This is a genomic window from Rhodohalobacter barkolensis, assembly GCF_002834295.1.
In the GTDB taxonomy this organism is placed as follows: domain Bacteria; phylum Bacteroidota; class Rhodothermia; order Balneolales; family Balneolaceae; genus Rhodohalobacter; species Rhodohalobacter barkolensis.
Map to the genome: position 1 here is coordinate 283,438 of NZ_PISP01000006.1, position 20,299 is coordinate 303,736.

The following is a 20,299-nucleotide window of genomic DNA, read 5'->3' on the forward strand; positions in this document are numbered from 1 at the left end:
AACGGATAGTAATTATGCAAATTCAACCCATACATACCGAAAACGATTATCAAAAAGCATTAGATCGTATCGAAGAAATCTTTGATGCCAAGCCCGGAAGTATCGAAGGCGACGAATTGGAAATACTGGGAATTTTAGTGGATGAATACGAAAAAAAGCACTTTCCTATAGAAGCACCAAAACCGGTTGAAGCGATTAAGTTTAGAATGGACCAACTTGGAATGGAGCAAAAAGATTTGGCAAAAATTTTAGGTTCGAAATCCCGAGCGAGCGAAATTCTATCTGGTAAGAGATCACTATCGCTACGTCAAATTAAAATCTTGTACAGAAAACTTGGTATACCGGCTGAAATTTTAATTCAGGAAGCAGAACCGGTTTCATAACAAAGTGCTTCCTACTGACAGTTTCGCGTTGATTGCTTGGCTTTTGAGTTGACTGCCCCACCGTACAAATGCAGGGTCTTTATTTGACTAAAGTGCCTCCAGTTAATTCGTGAATCTCTTCGTATAATTTCTCAAGTTCTTTGTCCCAGGGCTTTAAAACTCTAATTGAATGATTCCTGTGGACCGATTTAGTATTACAGAATTCAAAGTAACCCTTACACCAAAACATGAAGGAGATTCATATGAAAAGGTTCATACCCACATTACTGGCGCTACTGATTGTAACCCTTAGTGCCTGCACAGACGACGGTATGGTTGATGTTAAAAGTTCTTTCGGGGTGGAGGAAACAGGCGACAGATTAGAAGAAGTACTTAAAGACAAAGGAATGACCATATTTGACAGAGTTATGCATTCTGAGGCAGCAAAAGATGTAGGGGTAGAGTTGCGTGAAACGGAATTGATTATTTTTGGAAATCCCAAAGCAGGAAGCCCGCTTATGAAGTGTCAGCAAAGTGTTGCCCTTGATCTTCCCCAAAAAGCTTTGGTTTGGGAAGACAGTGAAGGGATCACATGGATATCCTATAACCATCCAAGGTATTTAGAAAAAAGACACAGTATATCCAATTGCGACGATGTACTTTCAAACATTGAGGAGGCCCTGGCCGCTATAGTAAATGAAGCAGCATCTGATTAAAAGTTAAAGTAGTGATAAATTTGCCGGTACAAATTTTCGTGTAATTTTCAGGTTCCTGTATGGGTTATACATAAACCGCAGACATCCGACACCGCAATATGTAACTATCCCAGAGCAGATCTTTCGGTAAATCCAAAAACCGTTCATCGCCCGGGCCTTATGTGAGACGTGCATCCTGAAGTTTAGGTCTTTGGTCAAATTTATATTTTAACTGTTATGATAAAAGCTCTGTTACTGACTCCATTTTTCTTACTCGTCTCAGCGGCTGCTGCATTAGCCTGCAGCTGTATGCCTCCACCGGATATCAATGAGCAGTTTATCCGCTCCGGTTTTACTGGTACTGTAAAAATCATCGAGACAGAAAACATCAACAATCATCAGTATAGTGTTCAAATTGAGCCCGTTTTATCTTTTAAAGGTGAGGCACCCTCGAAGTTGTTGCGGCCGGCAGAGCGGAGGGACCCGTTCACGGATCGATGTGCGAAATAAGCCTGAAGCCCGGCCAAGAGTGGCTGTTGTCTTTAACTGAAACAGAAGAGGGTGATTTTTTTATCAACACTTGCAGCTATGCCTCTCTCATTAAAACATCGGATGGAAATCTTGTAAGGGAGGAGATTAATAACCGCAGGGTCAGTCACCTGCAACAGTTGAAGAGACTGATTCCAAACCTGAAGAGACCATTTGTTATCGAAGAGAAAACCGGCAACCTCAATGAATTCTTATCCACTCAAAGCTTTACAAAAACGGAAGAAACCACTGCACACTACCTTATTCATTTCAACTCCAATTTGAAAATTCAAGAGATAGTTACACAATCGGGATTGGGTGAAAACTTTGATCAGAAACTGATTGATTATGTAAATTATGAGACTGAATGGGAAATACATACAAGGTTCAATCATGAGCCCGGAGAAACCGATCTCATCCGGTATCTGCTGAGCATCCATGTGGAAAACAATTCACCCCGAATTCTTAAACAGTTTTAGCTGCAGCTAACCAACGTGTCGTGAGTTAATTTGCCATTTCATTTCTTAAATCTTTTTTTTGGCACAATAGAGCCATTTTTTACCGGGGATTATTTATAATAAAAAGTTTTATTAGATTTTCTTAACTTTATTGCTCGTCTACCGAACCAAAAGTCCAAAGCCATGAGAGATTTAAACAGTTGGTATTGGGTTTGGAATCTTGAAAATCAAGAGATTACATGTAGTTCGCGTTTACTGGAACGGATTGGGGTTAACCCTTCCCGCGAATTGCCACCCCATGAGTTTTGGGAATTTTTGATTGATCCTGATAACCAGCCCTCATTTTTTTCAAAAATAGAAGAGCTTTTAGAAAATCCTGATTGTACTGCATTCCTTCAATATTGTGCATTCAAAAACGGGGAAAGCCCATCTCATCCAATAAAAGTTTCCGGGGAGTTATTGAACGGCCAAATCATATCCGGTCAGATAGAGTTTGAATCCGATGACCTTTCTGAAAGTGATAGCTACCTGTTGAAGCTGCTGATGGATCACTTGCCTCACAGTATCTTTTTTAAAGATCGGGAGAGTCGTTTTATACGGATCAACCAAACGTGTGCTGAGAAATTTGGCCTGGAAAATCCCGGGGAAGCAGTAGGTAAAACTGATTTCGATTTCTTTCAAGATGAACATGCACAACAAGCCCTGGAAGATGAAAAATATGTTCTCCGTTCAGGAAAACCGATTATTGACAAATCTGAAAGGGAAGTCTTTTCGGATGGTCAGCAGAGCGTTAAATGGGCATCTACTTCAAAAATTCCAATGTACGGTGTAAACGGTGAGATTATTGGGACGTTTGGAATCACAAAAGACATCACAAAAAGTAAACGGCAGCAAGATGAACTGAATGAAACGATCGATATTATCAGTGATCAGAATAACCGGTTCCAAAATTTTGCGCACATCGTTTCTCATAACCTAAGGAATCACGCCGGGAATATTACCATGATTCTGTCTCTTGTAGAAGTAGCCGAATCTGACCAGGAGCTGGACGAACTGCTTGCTCATTTAACTACCGCCTCGGATCGTCTTAACGAAACGATTGAAGATTTAAACGAGATAGTAGATAGTCAGTCCAAATCTGATTACGATTTAAAGCCGGTAAATCTATTTACAGTATATCAAAAAGTGAAAGATATTTTGTCTACGGAGATCATGATTCACAATGTGGATTTTGAGTCGTTGATTCCGGAAGAATTTGAAGTACACTACAATCAAGCCTACATGGAGAGTATTTTATTAAACCTGATGTCAAACGCCATCAAATACAGACATCCAAAGCGTAATCCCGTAATCGGGGTTAAAGTCTATCAAAGTGAGAGTGGTCCGGTTCTTAAAGTAACAGACAACGGTGTTGGTATTGATTTGGATAAGTATGGCGAGAAACTGTTTGGGATGTACAACACTTTTCACAGTAATAAAAATTCTAAGGGAATTGGCCTCTACATCACCAAGAATCAGGTAGAGAGCCTTGGGGGCTGTATTGAGGTAGACAGTAAACCGGATAAAGGAACGACATTTACCGTTTATTTTGGATCCTGACTCCCATTTTATCTGAATTTCTGCGTTATTACCTCTTGATTACTCATTCATTTAATCAATCAGGTTCATTCTAAATGGAAACCCATCCGGCAGAAACCAGAGTCCCTTTTTATAAACGGTGGTCATTTTATCTGATCTCCGCACTTGGGTTGATTGCACTTCTCCTGTTTCTATTTTTGGCTTCCGTAATTGCTCTTCGATGGGTCAATCCGTCTGCCACAAGCTTTACGCTGCAACAGGATTGGACGGAATTACAAACTGAGCGATACAGTTTAAAAGAGTTCTGGGTGCCGGCCGAAGAAATTCCTGAGCATATGAAATGGGCCGTGATTGCATCCGAAGATCAGTTGTTTTGGGACCACAGCGGATTTGATATGGAGTCTATTCGTGAGGCCTGGGAGGAGAGGCAAAGCGGAGAGCGAACGCGTGGGGCCAGCACCATAACCCAGCAGGTTGCCAAGAATCTCTACCTCTCACCGTCTCAGTCATTTTTAAGAAAAGGTATTGAGGCTGGCATAACCCTGTCAATTGAACTTTTTTGGAGCAAAGAGCGAATTATAGAAGTCTACCTGAACATTGCCGAATTTGGTCCCGGAATATTTGGTATCGGCAAAGCTGCCGATGAGTTCTGGGGAATAAACGGATCAGAAATTACTCCCGAAATGGCTTCTCGTCTTGCAGCTGTACTTCCGAGCCCGAAACGGATGAGGGTAGAACCTCCATCACCTTTTGCAGAAGAAAGAAGCGTATGGATTCTCCGACAAATGACGCAACTAAGCGGCATTGCATACTATCAAACGGACGATCCGGATGAGATTCCTGATGAATTTGATGATATCGATCCACTTCTGTTGGAAACTGAATTTGAAATGGATCAATACCTCACTTCAGAAGAGCGGGATACGACCTCATCGGATAGCAGTGATGATCAGGAGCTCAATGAGATGGATTTACCCGATTCACTGCTTCAGATATCCGAACCGGACACAACCGCAACTATTCCCGATTCGATCAAATCTTTTTAAAATCCAAAACCGGATTCGCATCGCAATCGATACTATTGATCTCTCAGCCTTCCCAAAATAAACAGCTCAACCTTAGTTCTCCAGCAAGCGCCGGTTTCTGGATATTACGGTCTTGGACCGGTTTTTGAGTAATTCCGTAGCATCCATCAACATCTGCTCGTTACTTGGAAACGAAACAGCACGACCGCCGATAATTTCTGCCGTCTCTTCAGAAAGGGCATCACTGTTTCCTTTCGCCTCTCCATAACGATGTTCAAAAACCGCTTCAACAGAGGCTGTTTCCGTTCGAAGCAGCTGGTCGGTTTTCAGATCATAAAAATCCAGAGAGCCTGCAACGAATGCCGTTTTGGACTGTTCAGATTCCGTAATTTCGGCCGTAACTGTAACCATGTTGGGTACTCGAATATCCGTACCGGTTGAATCTTTTTTCACATTCCCGTCATCATCATACTCGTACCGCATACCATCCTGTATCTCTTTCGACTCTGAATAGACTTTTCGCTCCACCGTTTCGGGTGAAAAAGAGATCTCTGTAATATTCAAAATCAGAAAATAGTCGTACTCCGTATTTTCATTTTCGTACGTATCGAAGTTTAACCAATGGGTATTAAGATCTTTCAGTGTGGTTTTTTTCATCTCCACATCGAAAAAATCGGGCAGTACCATACCGGAGTTATTCTCTATAAAGTAGAGCGCGTGGTTCATTCCTAATTGATGGCTCTCAGCCAGTTTTTGGTCTACATCTTCAAAACCGGGATAGATCTCTGCAGCCGTATCAAATTCATAATAAGCCTGACGGGCACTCATTTTATCGCCGCGCTCCAGAAAATCGAGGCCTCTGTTGTAAGAAACCTCCGCAGCGGCCATTTTTGATTCCACAATCTGGTTATCATAATTGTAGAACGTAAACTCATTCCGGATTTGAGAAGGAAGTCTACGGACCTTGTTTTGTCTCCAGTTAAGCTGCTCATAGAGCTCATAAATTTCGACCCAGCTCTCTTCGCGCCCCTCAAGTTCCAAAAACTCAATTCGTTCCTTATCGAACATATTGGCCAGTTCGAACGCCTCCTTTAACACACCCAGTTCTTTAGAGTTATTGGGTTTTTTCATCAGCTTCTCAGTGGCCCGGTCAATGGCCTGGTCATACTGACCGCGTTCGAGCATTTTTTGCGAAGACGTGCACGAGATCAATAAAAATGAGAACAGCAGGAGATAGCTTAATTTTTTCATGAACACCACCTTATGTTTTAATTGAGCACAGATTACTAAAAAACAGTTGTAAAAGCCAACATTTTGAAAACTGAAACGTCAATTATGTTCCTCTGTTAAAACTGTTTAATCTCGCTTTTTTTCCGCGCCAATCATCTTGTATATTTGTTTAAAACAAACTCATGATGCAAGATAAGGTTCAGCTTTCAGTTATACTTACCACACATGCCCGGAAGGCACATTTTAAAGACCTTCTTACCAAAACCACGGAATTTGGCATACCCGGAATTGAGATCATTATCATTAATGATGCGGCTGATATTGAAACCTCTCAGTTTATTCATCAAACCCTGAACACGGCAAACAGTGATAGGGTCTATCTTTTTGAGCATGAATCGCCGGCAGGCCGCGGCAATTCTCTAAATGAGGCAATTTTACAATCAACTGCTCCATTGATGTGGGCACCTCTGCAGGCCGAACGTCTGAATGAATCTCTGCTCACTGAAGCCATCCGTCGATATAAATCTGATCCGGCCGGTATCTGGGTTTTAGATTACACATTTCCGAACTCTTTGAAAGGTTGGATTAGTGGCGCCACCGAGGGTGATTTGCCATCAGACGGCTGTCTGATCTGGAATCGAAGTGTATTGCAGGGTTCTGAACTTTTTTTTAATCCGCATCTTCAAAACTTGCACGGTGCAGAACTTGCAATGAGACTGCATCAGCACAATGCCTGGCATCAGACCGATCCATTTTTTGTGGTATCAGAGAGCCAGTCCGTTCATGCTTCTGCTTCAGATATTCGCGAATTTCTTTTTTCAGCCATGCGAATTTCAGACAGTGACGAGGAGCAGAACCAATTAATTGAACTGCTAAAAAACGTCAAATCGGACGAGAGCATGGCACAGTCTGAAGATGACCTGTTGGTGAAGGCACGTCAACTGCTAATGCAGGGTGATGCTAATAAATCGCTCGATATCGTCAACAAGTTGTTGAAAAAAGAGCCGGATCACTACGAGGCTTTTCGGATCAAAATTCAATCTCTTGAAAAACTTCGGCGACATGTTGAAGCTGCTGAGTTGAAGCATTCCCTGCATAAACTGGAAAGCAGGCCGCAGTCTCAGGCTGAACTCTTCCGGGAAGAAACTGAAAAGAAAAAGATCGCCGAACCCGAAAAAATATCCCTCAGCATTATCATCCCTACAACAGGACGAGGCAAGGGTCTGCTGGAAGACACGTTGGTTCACCTGGACCAGATTACAGATTCTGATTCATCTGAACTGATCGTCATCGATAATGCCAGTATTGACGACACGTTTGAGTATCTGCATCAGCTTAAAGAAGATGATTTTTTAAATATCAACGTGATAACCAACCCGAACAACCGCGGGTTTGGTTCTTCTGTTAATCAGGGCCTGGAAGCCGCAAAAGGTGAGCACGTTCTGGTTATGCACAACGATGTTCATCCCGGTGAAAACTGCATTCAGACCCTGGTAGAAGTTCTTAAAAAGAGTAGTGATGCAGGACTTGTAGCACCGGTTATTCAATCTGATAAGGAATCGCCGGATACTCCGGATGAAGAAATCTCAGATGCCGATGTGGTAGACAGTTGCTGTTTTATGATCAACAATCAATCCGGTTTTCGGTTTGATGAGGAGTACAGACTTTGCCATTTCGATATGGAGGACTTTTGCTTTCAAATTTTAGATTCAGGTCATAAGATTTTAGTAGCCAACCGGGCTGCGGTAACTCATCAAAAAGGGCGCACTCTGGATATGATGGGAATTTCTCTTGTACCGCACTTAAAATGGAAAAACCGGAAACGATATTTCGAAAAGTGGGATGGAGAACCGTCTTTTTCAATGCCAAATCAGGGATCACATCCCGATCGGTTTGAAATGCTGGGAATGCCGGAAGATCCCCTTCAGCCCGAACCGGAGTGGATTCATCTTGTTCAGGATTATCTGACGGATGAAATAAAAACGGAAATTCTGCGAACGGATTGGAATGATCGGGAACTGATGACTATCGTTTCGGCACTGCTGATTGCAGATGAACGGGAGCTGCTCCGCACACTGGAAGACAGACTGGACGACATTCAGCTTCCGCCGGCTCTCCTGATTCTTTTTGTCCACTACTATTTTGGAAAAAATATCTATTCACGCTGTAAACACTACCTGGAAAAGGCCGGGAATTCTCACCCTGTTTTTGACCTGTTCCGCCTTAAAATTCATGTAGCTGATAAAGAGACCGAGGCAGCAGCCCCTTTACTTACCAAGATGCTGAAACTGTACCCCGCCAGCCCGGATCTGTTTTACCTTGCCGGAGAACTCTACAAGCAGACGGGAGAAAATGAAGAGGCAGAGTCTTTCCATAAAATGGCTGCACAAATGGATCCTTACCGATTTTCGCCGGAAGAGAATACCATCGAGTTCACGCTGTAGGCGAGTTTAAAGTACACCCCCTTTGAAGGGGGAAGCGAACGCAGTGAGCAAGGGGGATGATTAGCTGAATTTCAGATTAGTTCTCACATTCATTATGTAATTTCAAACTAACTTTATTGAATACCCCTCTAAATATCTCCTTACCAAAACTTTAAGTGTCTACCCCTTCAATTCAACCAGTTGGAGCAACTGGCGTAAATCTTTCACTTTTCTTTGCTGACCGGTTTTGCTGTAGGAGTGTATCAGGTTACGAATACATCGTGCCAGGATCTCAATCTCGTCTGCTTTTTTCAAGTGATCGGGTCGGGGTTCCACACCATTTTTTTTCAGAAAGTAGTAGCACTGATCATAGCTCACAATTGATCCCCCATCAAACGGATCTATTATAACTCCTTCACTTGGGCTCTCAAAAAGAATCAGAAAATGAATAGGCATATTCACCCCATAGAATGGGAGATTTAGTCGCCGGGCCAGAAAAATCACAATGAGCCCCAGCATAATAGGTACTCCTTTTCGCCTGTCAATCACGCGATCCATCAAAGAATTTTCAGGATGATGGTAGTTGGCTGCGTCCCCTCTAAACCTGAGCTCACGAAAAACATACTGCAACATAATGTGCATTTTTTCACGGAGAGAAGGAGTGTAGGCAATATCAGAACTGATCTGCTGTGCTAGCTTATCCAGCTTCCTCGAATAATTTTCGGCTCGCAAGGTGGGTGTGCCAAATTTTGACAACTTTAGAACAGCTTTCTCCAATTGACGGCTGTTATGAATTCCCTCATCCATCAGATCTGCAAACTCTTCGAGAAGTGAGCCGATCGTGATGTTGTAGATAATGTTGTTAATAATCTCCTTTTCCGATTCACCGACCGTTTCGCTTTTATGCTGATCCAATAATGGAACTGCATCTTCACCCAATTCTCTCAGCCGACTGTGTACACCGGATTGTACTTCGGGATCAGGATCATCCAGTAGAAAAATCAATGATTCTATTTCGGACTTTGTTGCCATATAAAACTTCAGTTATTGCCTAAAAACACTCATTACAACGGATAAAACCGCCTTATGATTCATCAAAAGATACAGTTCTTTCCACTCAATGGTTAGTACATCAAAATTAAATTGAGACAGACCGATCTCTCTTCGATTTTTTATATCTTACAAGCTTCAAATTTGGACTTAAATTATGATCATGAATGTAGGTATTCCTTCGGAAATTCATCCGCTCAAAAAAGTAATTGTTCACACGCCGGGCCACGAAGTCTCACTGGTTAATCCGGTCATTAAAGACGAACTCCTTTTTGATGATATCATCTTTGAAAATGACGCCAGGCAGGAGCATCTGGATATGCTCAAAATCTTCAAGGCGGCAATGCCGGAAGACGGTGAAGTGATTGAAATTCTGGACCTGGCATTGAAATGTTTCCGGGAAGAATCCGTTCGCGAAGAGTTTATCGAACTAATGATTAAGGAGCTGCCGTACGAGAATATTCATACCATTCAATCCGATCTGAAAGAACTTCCCGCCGAAAAACTGCTTCAGTTTGTTGTAGAGGGCTCCATTCCTCCTAAACGCGCATTCAATCTGAATCCGGCTCCGAACCTTTTATTCACGCGTGATTTATCAGCAGTGGTGGGGGATCATATCATTTTGTCTCGCGCTGCAAAAAAAGCACGCGCCCGTGAGTTCCTTCTGATGAATATGATTGTAAAGCATCATCCGCTTTTTAGCGAAGTAAAGAACAACACCATCAACATAACCGGCAATCAATCTATTGAAGGTGGAGATGTGCTTGTTGCTACAGATAAAGTTGTTCTGATTGGAATGAGTGAGCGAACATCCTTCAGCGGCCTGATGAACGTTGCTGAGAAACTGATCGAAACCGGTGTGGAGCATGTACTGGCCGTTGATATTCCAAAACAGCGTTCATCCATGCATTTGGATACGATCTTTACCTTTGCCGATAAAAATGAATGTATTGTGTTTCCACCCGCAATTGAAGAGCAAAAAGATAATGTTGTAGACCTCTACGCTTCGGGTGATCACGTACAAACCCGCAGGTGCAAATCCCTGAAGGATGCTCTTGAAGAGGTAACCGAACAGGATTTTAACTTTATCAAATGCGGTGGAGAAGAGCAGATCAATCAGTACCGCGAGCAGTGGACAGACGGTGCAAATGTTTTTGCGCTGGCTCCCGGCGTAATTGTAGGATATGGACGAAATACAAAAACCTTTGAAATGATGGCTGAACACGGCTATAAGCAGATGGATCAGTACGATTTTATTGAGGAGTTCACCGACAAATCTTTCGACTATAAAAACGAGGGTAAAATCGCGATTAGCTTCCAGGGCCATGAATTGTGCCGCGGACGAGGTGGAGCACGGTGTATGACAATGCCTGTTCTTCGTTCTCAACTTTAATTGCTATAGAATCAAAATCACTTAACAGGCTATAATTTGTCATTTCCCCAATACAACATTCCTCAGGAAGAGAATTCAGACATCAAACCGGTAAAGAAGAATAACCCTTCGGCATGGACAATGACCAAGCACTTCCTTCTTTTCGTGGCGACTTTCATATGCGTTACGTTTGTGGGTATTTTTTGGGTTGGTCATACGGCAAATGTTGAATCCTATTGGGAGATGTGGCCGCAGGGAGCCATTTTTGCAGCACTGCTTCTGGCTTTTTTAGGCACCCATGAGTTTGGGCACTACTTTGCTGCCGTATACCACAACGTAAAAGTAACCTTGCCATACTTTATACCTATTCCTCTCGGTATCGGTACGATGGGAGCTGTCATCAAAATTGAAGAGAAGATCCGCGATACCAAAAAACTCTTTGATATCGGGATTTCCGGGCCCGTTGCCGGTTTTGTGGTTTCATTGGTTATTTTGATCTACGGATTTTCCACGCTTCCTGATCCTTCCTTCGTTGAAAACTTTGCCGGACATGAAGAAGTCATTTCACATGTTCAGGAAACCGGAAATTTCCCGGATGAAGCGCCTGAGCCTCAATCGGAAGAAGCCGCCACAATTCTAATTGGTGATACTATTCTCTTCTCTTTTCTGGCATCATTCTTTGATAATGTTCCTCCCATGTACGAGATGTATCACTACCCATTCCTTTTTGCAGGATGGCTTGGTCTCTTTTTTACCGCTTTAAATCTGACTCCTGTAGGGCAGCTCGATGGAGGACATATACTCTACTCGTTAATCGGGTATAAAAAACATCAACGAGTTGCACGTATCAGTTTTGGTTTTATCACTGCATTGGGAGGAATCGAGGCAATCCCATTCCTCTTCTTATCCATCGAGGAGTGGTTTCCCGGCTATGGGTATACTTCGCTAATTATTTGGGCACTTGCTCTGCTATTTCTAGTGCGAAAAGGCTTCTACGGAGAACATAAGTGGATTGCCCCTGTTTGGGCATTATCGCTCATAGTTTCTATCGCTTATCTCTATTTTTGGGTAGGAAGTTTTGCTCAATCCGGGTCATTAATATGGGTGGTATGGAGTTTCTTTCTCGTTTATTTTGTTAAAATTGAACATCCGCCGGTAATCTATGAACAGACTCTTTCTCCGGGCAGAAGACGCCTTGGATGGATCAGCATGGTTATTTTCCTGCTTTGTATCAGCCCAACGCCAATTTATTTTGTCAACTAAAGAACCAAAAAACACAATGCTAAAAAAATTAATCCCCCTTTTACTCCTGGTAACTCTTATCTCTTGCAGTAATGAGGATACCGATGTTGAAATTGATCCCAACTTAAGCCTTTCTGATCAGATTGATCAGTTGATTGATCAAAACAGGTATGAAACAGCACTCGATCTTCTGGAAGATGAAGATCCTCAAAACCCGGATACCCGATTTTTACTGGAAAAGACTCATCTGAATTATGGTCTTCACAGCATGAATACGTTCGATCAAACAGAAATGAGAACACGTATGAATAATGCTTTGATCCAGTTCACAGAGGTGCTCAAATTAAACCCTGATAACCAAATGGCGCGCGATCAGATTATTCAGATAATGGATATCTATTCAACGATACCCGATCGTCAGCCTGAACCTGAAGTACTCGAGGCTCTTCGGGAAGTCGGATTCGACTACTGATTTAGTGTATAATCTTTGGTATCAAATGCATTAGCTGATACCTTTAGAATTGAAGCGTCGTTTTAATATTTAAAACAACAGAGAACTTTGGCTAAAAAAGAATCCAAAAAAAGCGCTCCTCCCAAAATTGAGAATCGTAAGGCTCGTCACGACTATCACGTAGATGAAACGTACGAAGCGGGAATCGTATTGAAGGGTACTGAAGTGAAGTCTATACGTGAAGGTAAAGCGAGCCTGAATGAAGCATTTGCTTATTTTAAGAATGGGGAGATTTGGCTAAAAAACATGTATATCAAGCCGTACAAGTTCGGTTCTTACAGCAATCATGATGAACGCCGGGAGAGAAAGCTTCTTTTAAAAAAGCGTGAGATTCGTGAAATCGATAAGAGTATGCACCAGAAGGGATTTACCCTGGTTCCTCTTAAACTCTATTTCAAAGGGGGCTACGCCAAAGTACTGATGGGTCTGGCTCGCGGTAAAAAACAGTATGACAAGCGGGAAGACATCAAACAGAAAGATGTGCGCCGTGAACTGGATCGCAAAATCAAAGGCTCCTACAAAGTGAACCTTTAAACGATCTCCTGAAATTATACAAAAAAAGGGTGTTGCTCATCACAACACCCTTTTTTATATCAATCGAATTTAAATTCGCTTATTCTTCTTCGTCTTCAAGAAGAGCTTCAACTCTGCTTCTGAGTTCCTGATCCTGCTGAGCAGCCATTACGATATTTTGATATCGCTCGACAGATATACCGTTACTTTCGATTTTTTCCATCATCTTCTCGTCTGCTTCAGACTGAATTTCCATCAGTGCCGGTTGCAGGGTTTGAAGTTTTTCCATCTCTTCGTCAGTAACATCTACCTGATCAGCCGCTTGTGGATTTTGCATGGCCATCATCATTTGCTGAAATCGTTCAAAGGTTATGTCTTCTTTTTCAACAGCTTCAGCCATTTTTTCCTGAGCTTCAACCTGAATAGGGCCCAGTTCGTTGATCGCATTGGCAACTTGCTCTATTTCTTCATCACTTACATCATCAGATGAAGGCAGGTCCGGCATCTCTTGTTGTTGCTGTGGCGGTGGCGTTTGTTGTTGCACTTGGGCAAACAGTGAACCTGCTCCAAAGAGGATAGCTATCAGTGCGATATTTATGCTTTTAAAAAACTTCATGTAGTCTGTCTATTATTTAGTATTGATTATTCTAGGTCTATAACCTAAAATATTGGTTTTTATTATCCATTAACTTCTCTGTCAAAATCTTCTTTTTTTTCTCCAATAACAAAAAAGGCTACCAGATATAACCCTAATAGCCTTTAAAATTCGTAAAGATTTCCTGTAAGCCGAATTCTGTGTCCCGATAAATCGGGATGACAATCATTTGTCTAGGCTCCGGATCGCTCCGAAGCTCAAGCGTTCTACCCGGCTGTATAGCGACGAGAGGCGCACAGCCTGCGTGAACTTGCACCCCGTGAGGTTTACCCTGCCCCCCGACGTCACCGTGGGGGCGGTGAGCTCTTACCTCACCTTTTCACCATCACCCGTCCGGCTAAACCGGAAAGGCTGTCTGTTTTCTGTGGCACTTTCTGTCCTCTTTAAAAAAGAGACCTTCCTGTTAGGAAGCACGGTTCTCGTTGGTGTTCGGACTTTCCTCTTCCCGACACGTCGGGAAGCGATTGCCCGGAAATCTTCACTTTAAATCGATGCAGTGATAACGTTTAGAGTTGCTTTAAACGTATAAATGTCAAAAGAAGTAAATAAAGAGAGAGTATTTTAAACTTTGAGCTGTTTCTTGGCTTCTTCAAAGAAAGAAGGATCCACAACAATTCGCCCGCTGTTTTCGTCAATAATGATTTTATTCTTTCTTCGAACTTCTACCTGTGTCTGAGGCGGCAGAGCCATTCCGTGTGCGGCTCCCCTGTCCATTGCAACAACAGCCATTCCGTTGGCAAGTCCATCTCTTAAACGGTTGTAGCTCCTCACATAGCGACTGTCAAGCTCTTCTTCGAGCTCATCGCGTTTTTCAAGAAGCTTCTCTTCTTCCTCTTTTGTGCTTGCTACGACCTTGTCCAGATTTTTCTTTTTATCTGCATGGAGCTCTTCAGTCTCTTTCAGCTTCTCTTTGTTCACTTCGAGCTCACCTTCAACCTCTTCCTGTCTCTTTGCGATCTCTTCCAACCTTGATTCAGCATTTTCAACAAATGTTTTCTGTGCTTCAATCTCTTTGGTTAAAGCATCATACTCGCGATTGTTTCGAACGGATAACTGCTGTTCTTCATATTTTTTAGTTTTATCCAAAGACTCTTCGATGCCCACTTCCAGTTTTTTCTTTTCAGATTTTAAACTGTCGGCTTCCTCTTCAAGCTGGTTGATACGAGCATTATATCGGTTAATATTCGTTTCAATATCAAGAATTTCTTCAGGCAGATCGCCGCGAAGTTGTCTGATCTCGTCGATTCGACTGTCGATGTACTGTAAATTGGCTAATTGTTGAAGTACCTCTTGCATGGCTTTATATAGAGAAGTTTAGATGTTTTTATTTTCAAAATCGGTGACGTAGACCTTCATTGGATTGGTTACCGTTTCGGTTGCATCTACGGATAGGTGTTCAAAAGCTTCAGAAAGTTCTTTTCGGATGGCTTCCACTACAGGAAATTCACTTTCGTAGTGACCGGCATCCACAAGCAGGAAATCCTGCTTTTCAGTAAAGTAGTCGTGATATTTAATATCTGCGGTAACAAATGCGTCTGCTCCGGCTTTAATCGCTTTTTTCTTGAGAAAAACTCCGGCTCCTCCACAAACTGCTACTTTTTTAATTCGATCTGATTTTCCGGAAAAGCGGAGGGCTGGCACATCAAGAGCTCTGCAAACCAAGTGAAGAAATTCATCCATCGCAATTCCCTCTTCGGGATAATCTCCCAAAACTCCCATTCCAAAATTGTTGGAAGGAGTAGTGAGCTCCATCTCCTGAAAACTTCCTTTTTTCAATAAACCTTCTTTTTCCAGAGCGCCTCGCAACTGTGAAACATTCTGTTGATCAATGGTTGCTTCAAAACAGAATTGCCCTTCTTTGCGATTATCTACACTGAAAAAGTGAGCCTCTTCGGCAGAGAAGTAGTTCAGAAGTTTTAATACAGCTTTTGTGTCGTCTGTACTGGTTACCAGCGAAATTTTTCGACTGATGTTATAACTCTTATCCAGAAACTGGAGATTATCAAGGCCAAGGTTATTGGCCAATACAAATGAAACTCCATCCAGGGCTGCATCCAGATTCGTGTGTGCAGTCATGAGAGCAATATTATTACGGATCATTTTGTAAATAATCCGTCCCTGCTCATCTGTAGGGTTGATACTGGAAATTTCTTTAAAAATAAGGGGGTGATGCGAAACTATAAGTTCACATTTTTTATCCAATGCCTCATCAACAATATCCTCTGTTACATCGAGGCAGACCAAAACTCTGGATACAGAAGCGGTGGGGTCGCCAACTAAAAGTCCTACATTGTCATAACTCATCTTTATGCCGGGAGGTGCCCACTGATGCATAAAGTCTGTTATATGGCGAACCTGAGTATTCAAGTCTGGGGGCCTCCGGTTGTTTGATGTGCTTTTGTCTCGGCCGGGAGGTAAGAACCCGCTAAACCCTTTATGTAAGATATTTGCTGATGTATCATAATCTTTTTCACAGGCTTGTAAAATACGATTATTTTTAAACCATTAAAAAACTAAATTCGGGATTTATTTGTGTTTTCAATTACTTTTTGAAATGTTTTCAGGCTTATCTTAATTAACAGTGTAAAGAGGTAAATTGTAGAAAATAAATGGCTGATATTTATGAGTAGTGATATTATTTCACGATATAATCAGGTTCAGGAAAGAATTGACAAAGCGTGTAAAGATGCCGGCCGGGATCCCGGCGAAGTGATGCTGGTAGCGGTTAGTAAAACCAAGCCCGATGAAGATGTTCTTAAATTGATAGAACATGGCCACTTCCATTTTGGTGAAAACAGGGCAAAAGCCCTTCAGGACCGTATGGAGTCTATCAAAAACCCGGCTGCCGTATGGCATTTTATCGGTAACCTTCAGACCAATAAAATTAAATATATGGTTGAGAGGGTTAACTGGATTCAATCCATCCATAAAATGAAAGCATTGAAAGAGGTAGAGAAAAGAGCCTCCGAAATTAACCGGGTCATTAATGTTTTAATCCAGGTTAATATCAGCGATGAGGATCAGAAAAGCGGCTGTGATCCGGAGAAATTAGAAGGGATACTGAAATATGCTCAGGACTTAAAATACACTAAAGTCAGAGGTTTGATGGGAATGGCTACCTTTACTGATGATCTGGATGTTGTCCGGCCCGAATTTAAACTTTTGAAAAAACTTCGCGACGAGCATAAACATCTGAGTGAGGGTTCGGTAGACCTGAAACACCTGTCGATGGGAATGACCAATGATCTGGAGGTAGCCATTCAGGAAGGTTCCACGATGGTACGGGTTGGCACTGCCATTTTTGGCGAACGCAACTATTAAAAAATCATTCCGTTATAATGAAAGTCTAAATAGCATATTTACTATTTTAAACGAACCGGTAAATAGATATGGGAGCTTTTGCATGGGTTTTGATCGCACTTGCAGTTATTATTGGCGGTTATATTATTGATTATCAGAAGAATAAATTAAAATGGCAGGATAAGTCGTCTCAAACTACGGACGACCTTGAAGAGATTCGCAGCCTGCTTCATCAAATGAAAAAACGTATTGAAAATCTGGAAGCCATTGCGGCAAATGATCCGGATAGTTTCAAATCAGAGTCGATGGATCCGCTGGATCGAATTGAAATTAATGAGGAAGAAAACATCAAAAAGGATAACGAAAACAGAGTTTCTAATTTAGCAAAATCAAAAGGTGATTAATTATGGGTGGGGATGATGTAGCCATTTTAAGTGTAATTTTTGGGAGTGTAATTGCAATTGTATTTATCACAACGGTAGGAAGTATTATCAAAGCGGCTATAAAACGTAAATCAAGCAGCAGCGTAGCCGATAATAAAGAATTTTTAGCTGCCTTGAGAGAATTTAAAGAGAAAACCGATCGTCGTTTACAAAACCTTGAAGCCATCGTTTCTGGAGATGAACCGATGCCATCTAAAACAACCAAAAAGGAAGAAAAAAAGACGGAACGTAAAAGCGCAATTGAGATAGAAATAGAAGATCAACAAAAAAAAGAGGACAATAACCAATCGAATAGCGGAAAACTGAAAAACATGTTAAATCAGTAATCGTTATGTTCTTTAAGTGTCGTTTTTTAGCTGTCAATTTATAACCTGTATATCATAACCTAACTATGGGATCACAACCGATGAAACTCACCGCCCTGGAAATTAAACAACAGCAGTTCGAAAAATCTTTGCGCGGATATGATACGGCTGAAGTTCACGCGTATCTGAATTTGATTGCCAGTGAGTGGGAACACATGGTAGGTAAAATGAGAGAGCTTGAAGCTCAAATTGATAAGATGGATGATAAACTGAAACACTATGAACGTGTTGAAGAAGCTCTTCACGAAACCCTTCAAACGGCAAAAGACAGTGCTGAGCAAAAGTTAACCGGTGCAAAAAAAGAGTCTATAAATATCATTGAAAAAGCTGAAATGGAAGCAGACTCAATTGTTCGGGAAGCCCACCAGCAGAGACAGCAAATTCGCCAAAGTATTTTAAGATTATTGGACCGACGTAAAGAAATTATCGGTGGAATAAATTCCTATCTGGAAATTGCACAGGAGTCTCTCAGTCAATTCAGTAAAGATGAAGCTTCACTTTTCCGCTTGCCAAAAGAGCCGGAGATTGAAGAATCAAACTCTCCATATAAATCCACTTCTGAAAAGAAAAAATTCCAATTTGATGATTCAGAAAATGATGATTTATCATCAAAGTCATCCGTACCACAATCTTTGGATGATATTTTAGACGAACTCGATTAAAAAACGATATAACAATTCCCATCTTAGAAGAACTTATCAAAAGGAGATCGGGAATTTGTTATCTTCTCCATTCTTTCAAATAAGCACCAATTCATCATTTTAAATAATTATGGAATCTGTAGAAACCTTTCGAAAAAACCGAAATGAAGCCTTGGAACACATTCAAAGTATAACGGATATGCGTCCGGAGTACATGCTCATTTTGGGTACCGGTTTGGGACAGCTTGCAGATGAAATGGACATCAAAACAGAGATTCCTTATAACGAAATTCCACACTTTCCTGTCTCTACTGTTGAGAGTCACGCCGGTAAGCTTCTGTTCGGAAATTTAGGTGGAAAAGATGTTGTTGCCATGCAGGGACGTTTTCACTTTTATGAAGGATATACCATGCAGCAGATTGTCTTTCCAATTCGTGTACTAAAAGCCAACGGAGCTAATACTCTTTTTGTAAGCAATGCGAGCGGGGGCATGAATCCAAATTTTAAAAGAGGGGATATCATGCTGATTAATGATCATATCAATTTGTTGGGAGATAACCCCTTAATTGGTCCAAATGATGATGAATTGGGCCTTCGGTTTCCTGATATGAGCGAACCCTATACTGAAAGACTCATCGATATTGCACACACTGTAGCATTGGAAGAAAATATTTTTATGCACCAGGGAGTTTATGCAGCCATGAGCGGTCCAATGTTGGAAACCAAATCTGAGTATCGATTTTTACGACTGATTGGTGCTGATGTAATTGGTATGAGCACAATTCCTGAAGTAATTGCTGCTGTACACATGGGAATGGAAGTTTTGGGTATTTCTGTAATCACCGATGAATGTTTCCCAGACTCACTCCAACCCGTTGTAATGGAAGATATTCTTGAAGCTGCCGGAATGGCCGAACCAAAAATGACAAAAGTGATGATTGGAGTACTTGAAAAACTATAAATTATTTTAAATCAATTAGATAAATAGTTTTTAAAGGTTCAATAAGAAACTCAAATCAAAAGCGTTCTTATAGTTACTTTTAGTTTTAAAAGTCGTATTTTTACACTTGTATTTAATTGGGTTTTTTAATTAAATACAATAACCAATAATTCTTTAGCACATCACTGCGCATGAGCTTTCACGATTTTGACGATGGCCCCATCTGGAATGAATTTCAATGGGAGTCTCACTTAAACGAGATCGAGAAAAGAAGCGAACAACTTCGACGATTTATCACTTCCGATCCGCATGGAAACACTCCTCGCTGGCTCATTTTATTACAAGAGAGTATAGATGAGCTGGATGCAGTTGAAACCTTTATTGAAGAAGAACTTCTTTTAGATGACGCCTACTTCCCGGAAGATGAGGATGATTGGGAAGACGAAGAAGATGATGAATGGGATGATGATGATTTTTTCCTGGATAACGACTTTCCGTTTGATCAAGACGAAGATTTTGACGATTACGACAGTGGCGAGGACTGGAAAGAGCTGAGTGAAGATTACACGATGGACGAATATGGCTCTATTGAAAATCTGGCCATTTACAAGGAAGCTCGAAATTATGCCGTAGATGTATTAAAGTGGGGTGAAACCATTTCTCCATCTAATCAATCTAAAGCCGTTCATGATTTTGTAAGTAATACCCTCATTATATCTGCTAAGTTAGCCGGGGGGTATTCATTCGGTTTTGATCTGGATGTATTGGGTGGAAATATTGCCTACACTAAAAAAGCTCTTTTCAGTGCAAACGAAGCTCTTAACAATCTTCAAAAACTAAAGAAAGGCGCTCTTTTAAAAAGCGAACTATATTACGAATTTCACAACAGGCTTTTCGAAATTCGTAACGATATAGGAATTTATATACAAGAGCTTCGCGAACGCTTTGATGTAGGCATGGAGTAAAAC

At 41.5% G+C, this 20,299-nt stretch carries 21 protein-coding genes and 1 other RNA gene; 16 read left to right on the forward strand and 6 right to left on the reverse strand.

Annotated elements, in window-relative coordinates:
• Nucleotides 1-14 precede the first annotated feature (14 nt).
• The 5 genes from CWD77_RS14685 to mtgA all read left to right on the forward strand — a co-directional run bounded on the left by CWD77_RS14685 (nt 15) and on the right by mtgA (nt 4,667).
• Complete coding sequence (locus CWD77_RS14685) at nt 15-383, forward strand: helix-turn-helix domain-containing protein (protein WP_101074349.1); 369 nt, start codon at nt 15-17, stop codon at nt 381-383.
• A gap of 242 nt (nt 384-625) precedes the next feature.
• Entirely contained in the window at nt 626-1,078 is a 453-nt protein-coding gene (locus CWD77_RS14690; RefSeq protein WP_101074454.1) for a DUF302 domain-containing protein, read from the forward strand.
• Nucleotides 1,079-1,554: 476 nt separating this feature from the next.
• On the forward strand, nt 1,555-2,064 hold the full coding sequence (locus CWD77_RS14700; RefSeq protein ID WP_101074351.1) for a hypothetical protein: 510 nt from the start codon (nt 1,555-1,557) through the stop codon (nt 2,062-2,064).
• A 162-nt stretch (nt 2,065-2,226) separates the two neighbouring features.
• A complete protein-coding gene (locus CWD77_RS14705; protein WP_101074352.1) occupies nt 2,227-3,642 on the forward strand; it encodes a sensor histidine kinase in 1,416 nt (471 codons plus the stop codon).
• A gap of 74 nt (nt 3,643-3,716) precedes the next feature.
• Nucleotides 3,717-4,667, forward strand: a complete 951-nt coding sequence (mtgA, locus tag CWD77_RS14710; protein WP_101074353.1) for a monofunctional biosynthetic peptidoglycan transglycosylase — start codon at nt 3,717-3,719, stop codon at nt 4,665-4,667.
• Between the two features lie 72 nt (nt 4,668-4,739).
• Here the strand turns inward: mtgA and CWD77_RS14715 are convergent, their stop codons facing one another.
• A complete protein-coding gene (locus tag CWD77_RS14715; protein WP_101074354.1) occupies nt 4,740-5,897 on the reverse strand; it encodes a hypothetical protein in 1,158 nt (385 codons plus the stop codon).
• Nucleotides 5,898-6,058: 161 nt separating this feature from the next.
• Here CWD77_RS14715 and CWD77_RS14720 point away from each other — a divergent pair, with 161 nt between their 5' ends.
• On the forward strand, nt 6,059-8,320 hold the full coding sequence (locus CWD77_RS14720) for a glycosyltransferase (RefSeq protein ID WP_101074355.1): 2,262 nt from the start codon (nt 6,059-6,061) through the stop codon (nt 8,318-8,320).
• Between the two features lie 159 nt (nt 8,321-8,479).
• Here CWD77_RS14720 and CWD77_RS14725 read toward each other — a convergent pair whose 3' ends face one another.
• On the reverse strand, nt 8,480-9,331 hold the full coding sequence (locus CWD77_RS14725; protein WP_101074356.1) for a transglutaminase-like domain-containing protein: 852 nt from the start codon (nt 9,329-9,331) through the stop codon (nt 8,480-8,482).
• Nucleotides 9,332-9,506: 175 nt separating this feature from the next.
• On the opposite strand from CWD77_RS14725, the gene CWD77_RS14730 reads away from it, so the two are divergent.
• The 4 genes from CWD77_RS14730 to smpB all read left to right on the forward strand — a co-directional run bounded on the left by CWD77_RS14730 (nt 9,507) and on the right by smpB (nt 13,008).
• Nucleotides 9,507-10,742, forward strand: coding sequence for an arginine deiminase (locus tag CWD77_RS14730; protein WP_240596839.1), 1,236 nt, complete (start codon nt 9,507-9,509; stop codon nt 10,740-10,742).
• 36 nt (nt 10,743-10,778) lie between these two features.
• The gene (locus tag CWD77_RS14735; protein ID WP_101074357.1) at nt 10,779-11,984 is read left to right on the forward strand and encodes a site-2 protease family protein; all 1,206 of its coding nucleotides are present in this window, start codon (nt 10,779-10,781) and stop codon (nt 11,982-11,984) included.
• 16 nt (nt 11,985-12,000) lie between these two features.
• Complete coding sequence (locus tag CWD77_RS14740; RefSeq protein ID WP_133120247.1) at nt 12,001-12,435, forward strand: tetratricopeptide repeat protein; 435 nt, start codon at nt 12,001-12,003, stop codon at nt 12,433-12,435.
• An 87-nt stretch (nt 12,436-12,522) separates the two neighbouring features.
• Nucleotides 12,523-13,008, forward strand: a complete 486-nt coding sequence (gene smpB, locus CWD77_RS14745; protein ID WP_101074359.1) for an SsrA-binding protein SmpB — start codon at nt 12,523-12,525, stop codon at nt 13,006-13,008.
• Nucleotides 13,009-13,087: 79 nt separating this feature from the next.
• Here the strand turns inward: smpB and CWD77_RS14750 are convergent, their stop codons facing one another.
• From CWD77_RS14750 to CWD77_RS14765, 4 genes are all read right to left on the reverse strand, one after another.
• A complete protein-coding gene (locus CWD77_RS14750; protein WP_101074360.1) occupies nt 13,088-13,603 on the reverse strand; it encodes a DUF4168 domain-containing protein in 516 nt (171 codons plus the stop codon).
• 150 nt (nt 13,604-13,753) lie between these two features.
• An RNA gene (gene rnpB, locus CWD77_RS14755) (RNase P RNA component class A) lies at nt 13,754-14,122 on the reverse strand.
• A gap of 81 nt (nt 14,123-14,203) precedes the next feature.
• Complete coding sequence (locus CWD77_RS14760) at nt 14,204-14,938, reverse strand: zinc ribbon domain-containing protein (RefSeq protein ID WP_101074361.1); 735 nt, start codon at nt 14,936-14,938, stop codon at nt 14,204-14,206.
• A gap of 18 nt (nt 14,939-14,956) precedes the next feature.
• A complete protein-coding gene (locus CWD77_RS14765; protein WP_101074362.1) occupies nt 14,957-16,009 on the reverse strand; it encodes a Nif3-like dinuclear metal center hexameric protein in 1,053 nt (350 codons plus the stop codon).
• A 255-nt stretch (nt 16,010-16,264) separates the two neighbouring features.
• Here CWD77_RS14765 and CWD77_RS14770 point away from each other — a divergent pair, with 255 nt between their 5' ends.
• The 6 genes from CWD77_RS14770 to CWD77_RS15590 all read left to right on the forward strand — a co-directional run bounded on the left by CWD77_RS14770 (nt 16,265) and on the right by CWD77_RS15590 (nt 20,296).
• Nucleotides 16,265-16,963, forward strand: coding sequence for a YggS family pyridoxal phosphate-dependent enzyme (locus tag CWD77_RS14770; protein ID WP_101074363.1), 699 nt, complete (start codon nt 16,265-16,267; stop codon nt 16,961-16,963).
• A 68-nt stretch (nt 16,964-17,031) separates the two neighbouring features.
• Entirely contained in the window at nt 17,032-17,346 is a 315-nt protein-coding gene (locus CWD77_RS14775; RefSeq protein ID WP_101074364.1) for a hypothetical protein, read from the forward strand.
• 2 nt (nt 17,347-17,348) lie between these two features.
• Nucleotides 17,349-17,711: a hypothetical protein gene (locus CWD77_RS14780; RefSeq protein ID WP_101074365.1), complete on the forward strand. Its 363-nt coding sequence runs from the start codon at nt 17,349-17,351 to the stop codon at nt 17,709-17,711.
• A 65-nt stretch (nt 17,712-17,776) separates the two neighbouring features.
• A complete protein-coding gene (locus CWD77_RS14785) occupies nt 17,777-18,412 on the forward strand; it encodes a DivIVA domain-containing protein (RefSeq protein WP_240596841.1) in 636 nt (211 codons plus the stop codon).
• Nucleotides 18,413-18,521: 109 nt separating this feature from the next.
• Complete coding sequence (locus CWD77_RS14790; protein ID WP_101074366.1) at nt 18,522-19,352, forward strand: purine-nucleoside phosphorylase; 831 nt, start codon at nt 18,522-18,524, stop codon at nt 19,350-19,352.
• Between the two features lie 170 nt (nt 19,353-19,522).
• Nucleotides 19,523-20,296, forward strand: a complete 774-nt coding sequence (locus CWD77_RS15590; RefSeq protein WP_101074367.1) for a hypothetical protein — start codon at nt 19,523-19,525, stop codon at nt 20,294-20,296.
• The last annotated feature ends 3 nt before the right edge of the window (nt 20,297-20,299 follow it).

Coding starts and splice junctions, on each gene's coding strand:
- CWD77_RS14685 (WP_101074349.1), top strand. CDS start 15: ATGCAAATTCAACCCATACATACCGAAAACGATTATCAAAAAGCATTA.
- CWD77_RS14690 (WP_101074454.1), top strand. CDS start 626: ATGAAAAGGTTCATACCCACATTACTGGCGCTACTGATTGTAACCCTT.
- CWD77_RS14700 (WP_101074351.1), top strand. CDS start 1,555: ATGTGCGAAATAAGCCTGAAGCCCGGCCAAGAGTGGCTGTTGTCTTTA.
- CWD77_RS14705 (WP_101074352.1), top strand. CDS start 2,227: ATGAGAGATTTAAACAGTTGGTATTGGGTTTGGAATCTTGAAAATCAA.
- mtgA (WP_101074353.1), top strand. CDS start 3,717: ATGGAAACCCATCCGGCAGAAACCAGAGTCCCTTTTTATAAACGGTGG.
- CWD77_RS14715 (WP_101074354.1), bottom strand. CDS start 5,897: ATGAAAAAATTAAGCTATCTCCTGCTGTTCTCATTTTTATTGATCTCG.
- CWD77_RS14720 (WP_101074355.1), top strand. CDS start 6,059: ATGATGCAAGATAAGGTTCAGCTTTCAGTTATACTTACCACACATGCC.
- CWD77_RS14725 (WP_101074356.1), bottom strand. CDS start 9,331: ATGGCAACAAAGTCCGAAATAGAATCATTGATTTTTCTACTGGATGAT.
- CWD77_RS14730 (WP_240596839.1), top strand. CDS start 9,507: ATGATCATGAATGTAGGTATTCCTTCGGAAATTCATCCGCTCAAAAAA.
- CWD77_RS14740 (WP_133120247.1), top strand. CDS start 12,001: ATGCTAAAAAAATTAATCCCCCTTTTACTCCTGGTAACTCTTATCTCT.
- CWD77_RS14750 (WP_101074360.1), bottom strand. CDS start 13,603: ATGAAGTTTTTTAAAAGCATAAATATCGCACTGATAGCTATCCTCTTT.
- CWD77_RS14760 (WP_101074361.1), bottom strand. CDS start 14,938: ATGCAAGAGGTACTTCAACAATTAGCCAATTTACAGTACATCGACAGT.
- CWD77_RS14770 (WP_101074363.1), top strand. CDS start 16,265: ATGAGTAGTGATATTATTTCACGATATAATCAGGTTCAGGAAAGAATT.
- CWD77_RS14775 (WP_101074364.1), top strand. CDS start 17,032: ATGGGAGCTTTTGCATGGGTTTTGATCGCACTTGCAGTTATTATTGGC.
- CWD77_RS14780 (WP_101074365.1), top strand. CDS start 17,349: ATGGGTGGGGATGATGTAGCCATTTTAAGTGTAATTTTTGGGAGTGTA.
- CWD77_RS14785 (WP_240596841.1), top strand. CDS start 17,777: ATGGGATCACAACCGATGAAACTCACCGCCCTGGAAATTAAACAACAG.
- CWD77_RS14790 (WP_101074366.1), top strand. CDS start 18,522: ATGGAATCTGTAGAAACCTTTCGAAAAAACCGAAATGAAGCCTTGGAA.
- CWD77_RS15590 (WP_101074367.1), top strand. CDS start 19,523: ATGAGCTTTCACGATTTTGACGATGGCCCCATCTGGAATGAATTTCAA.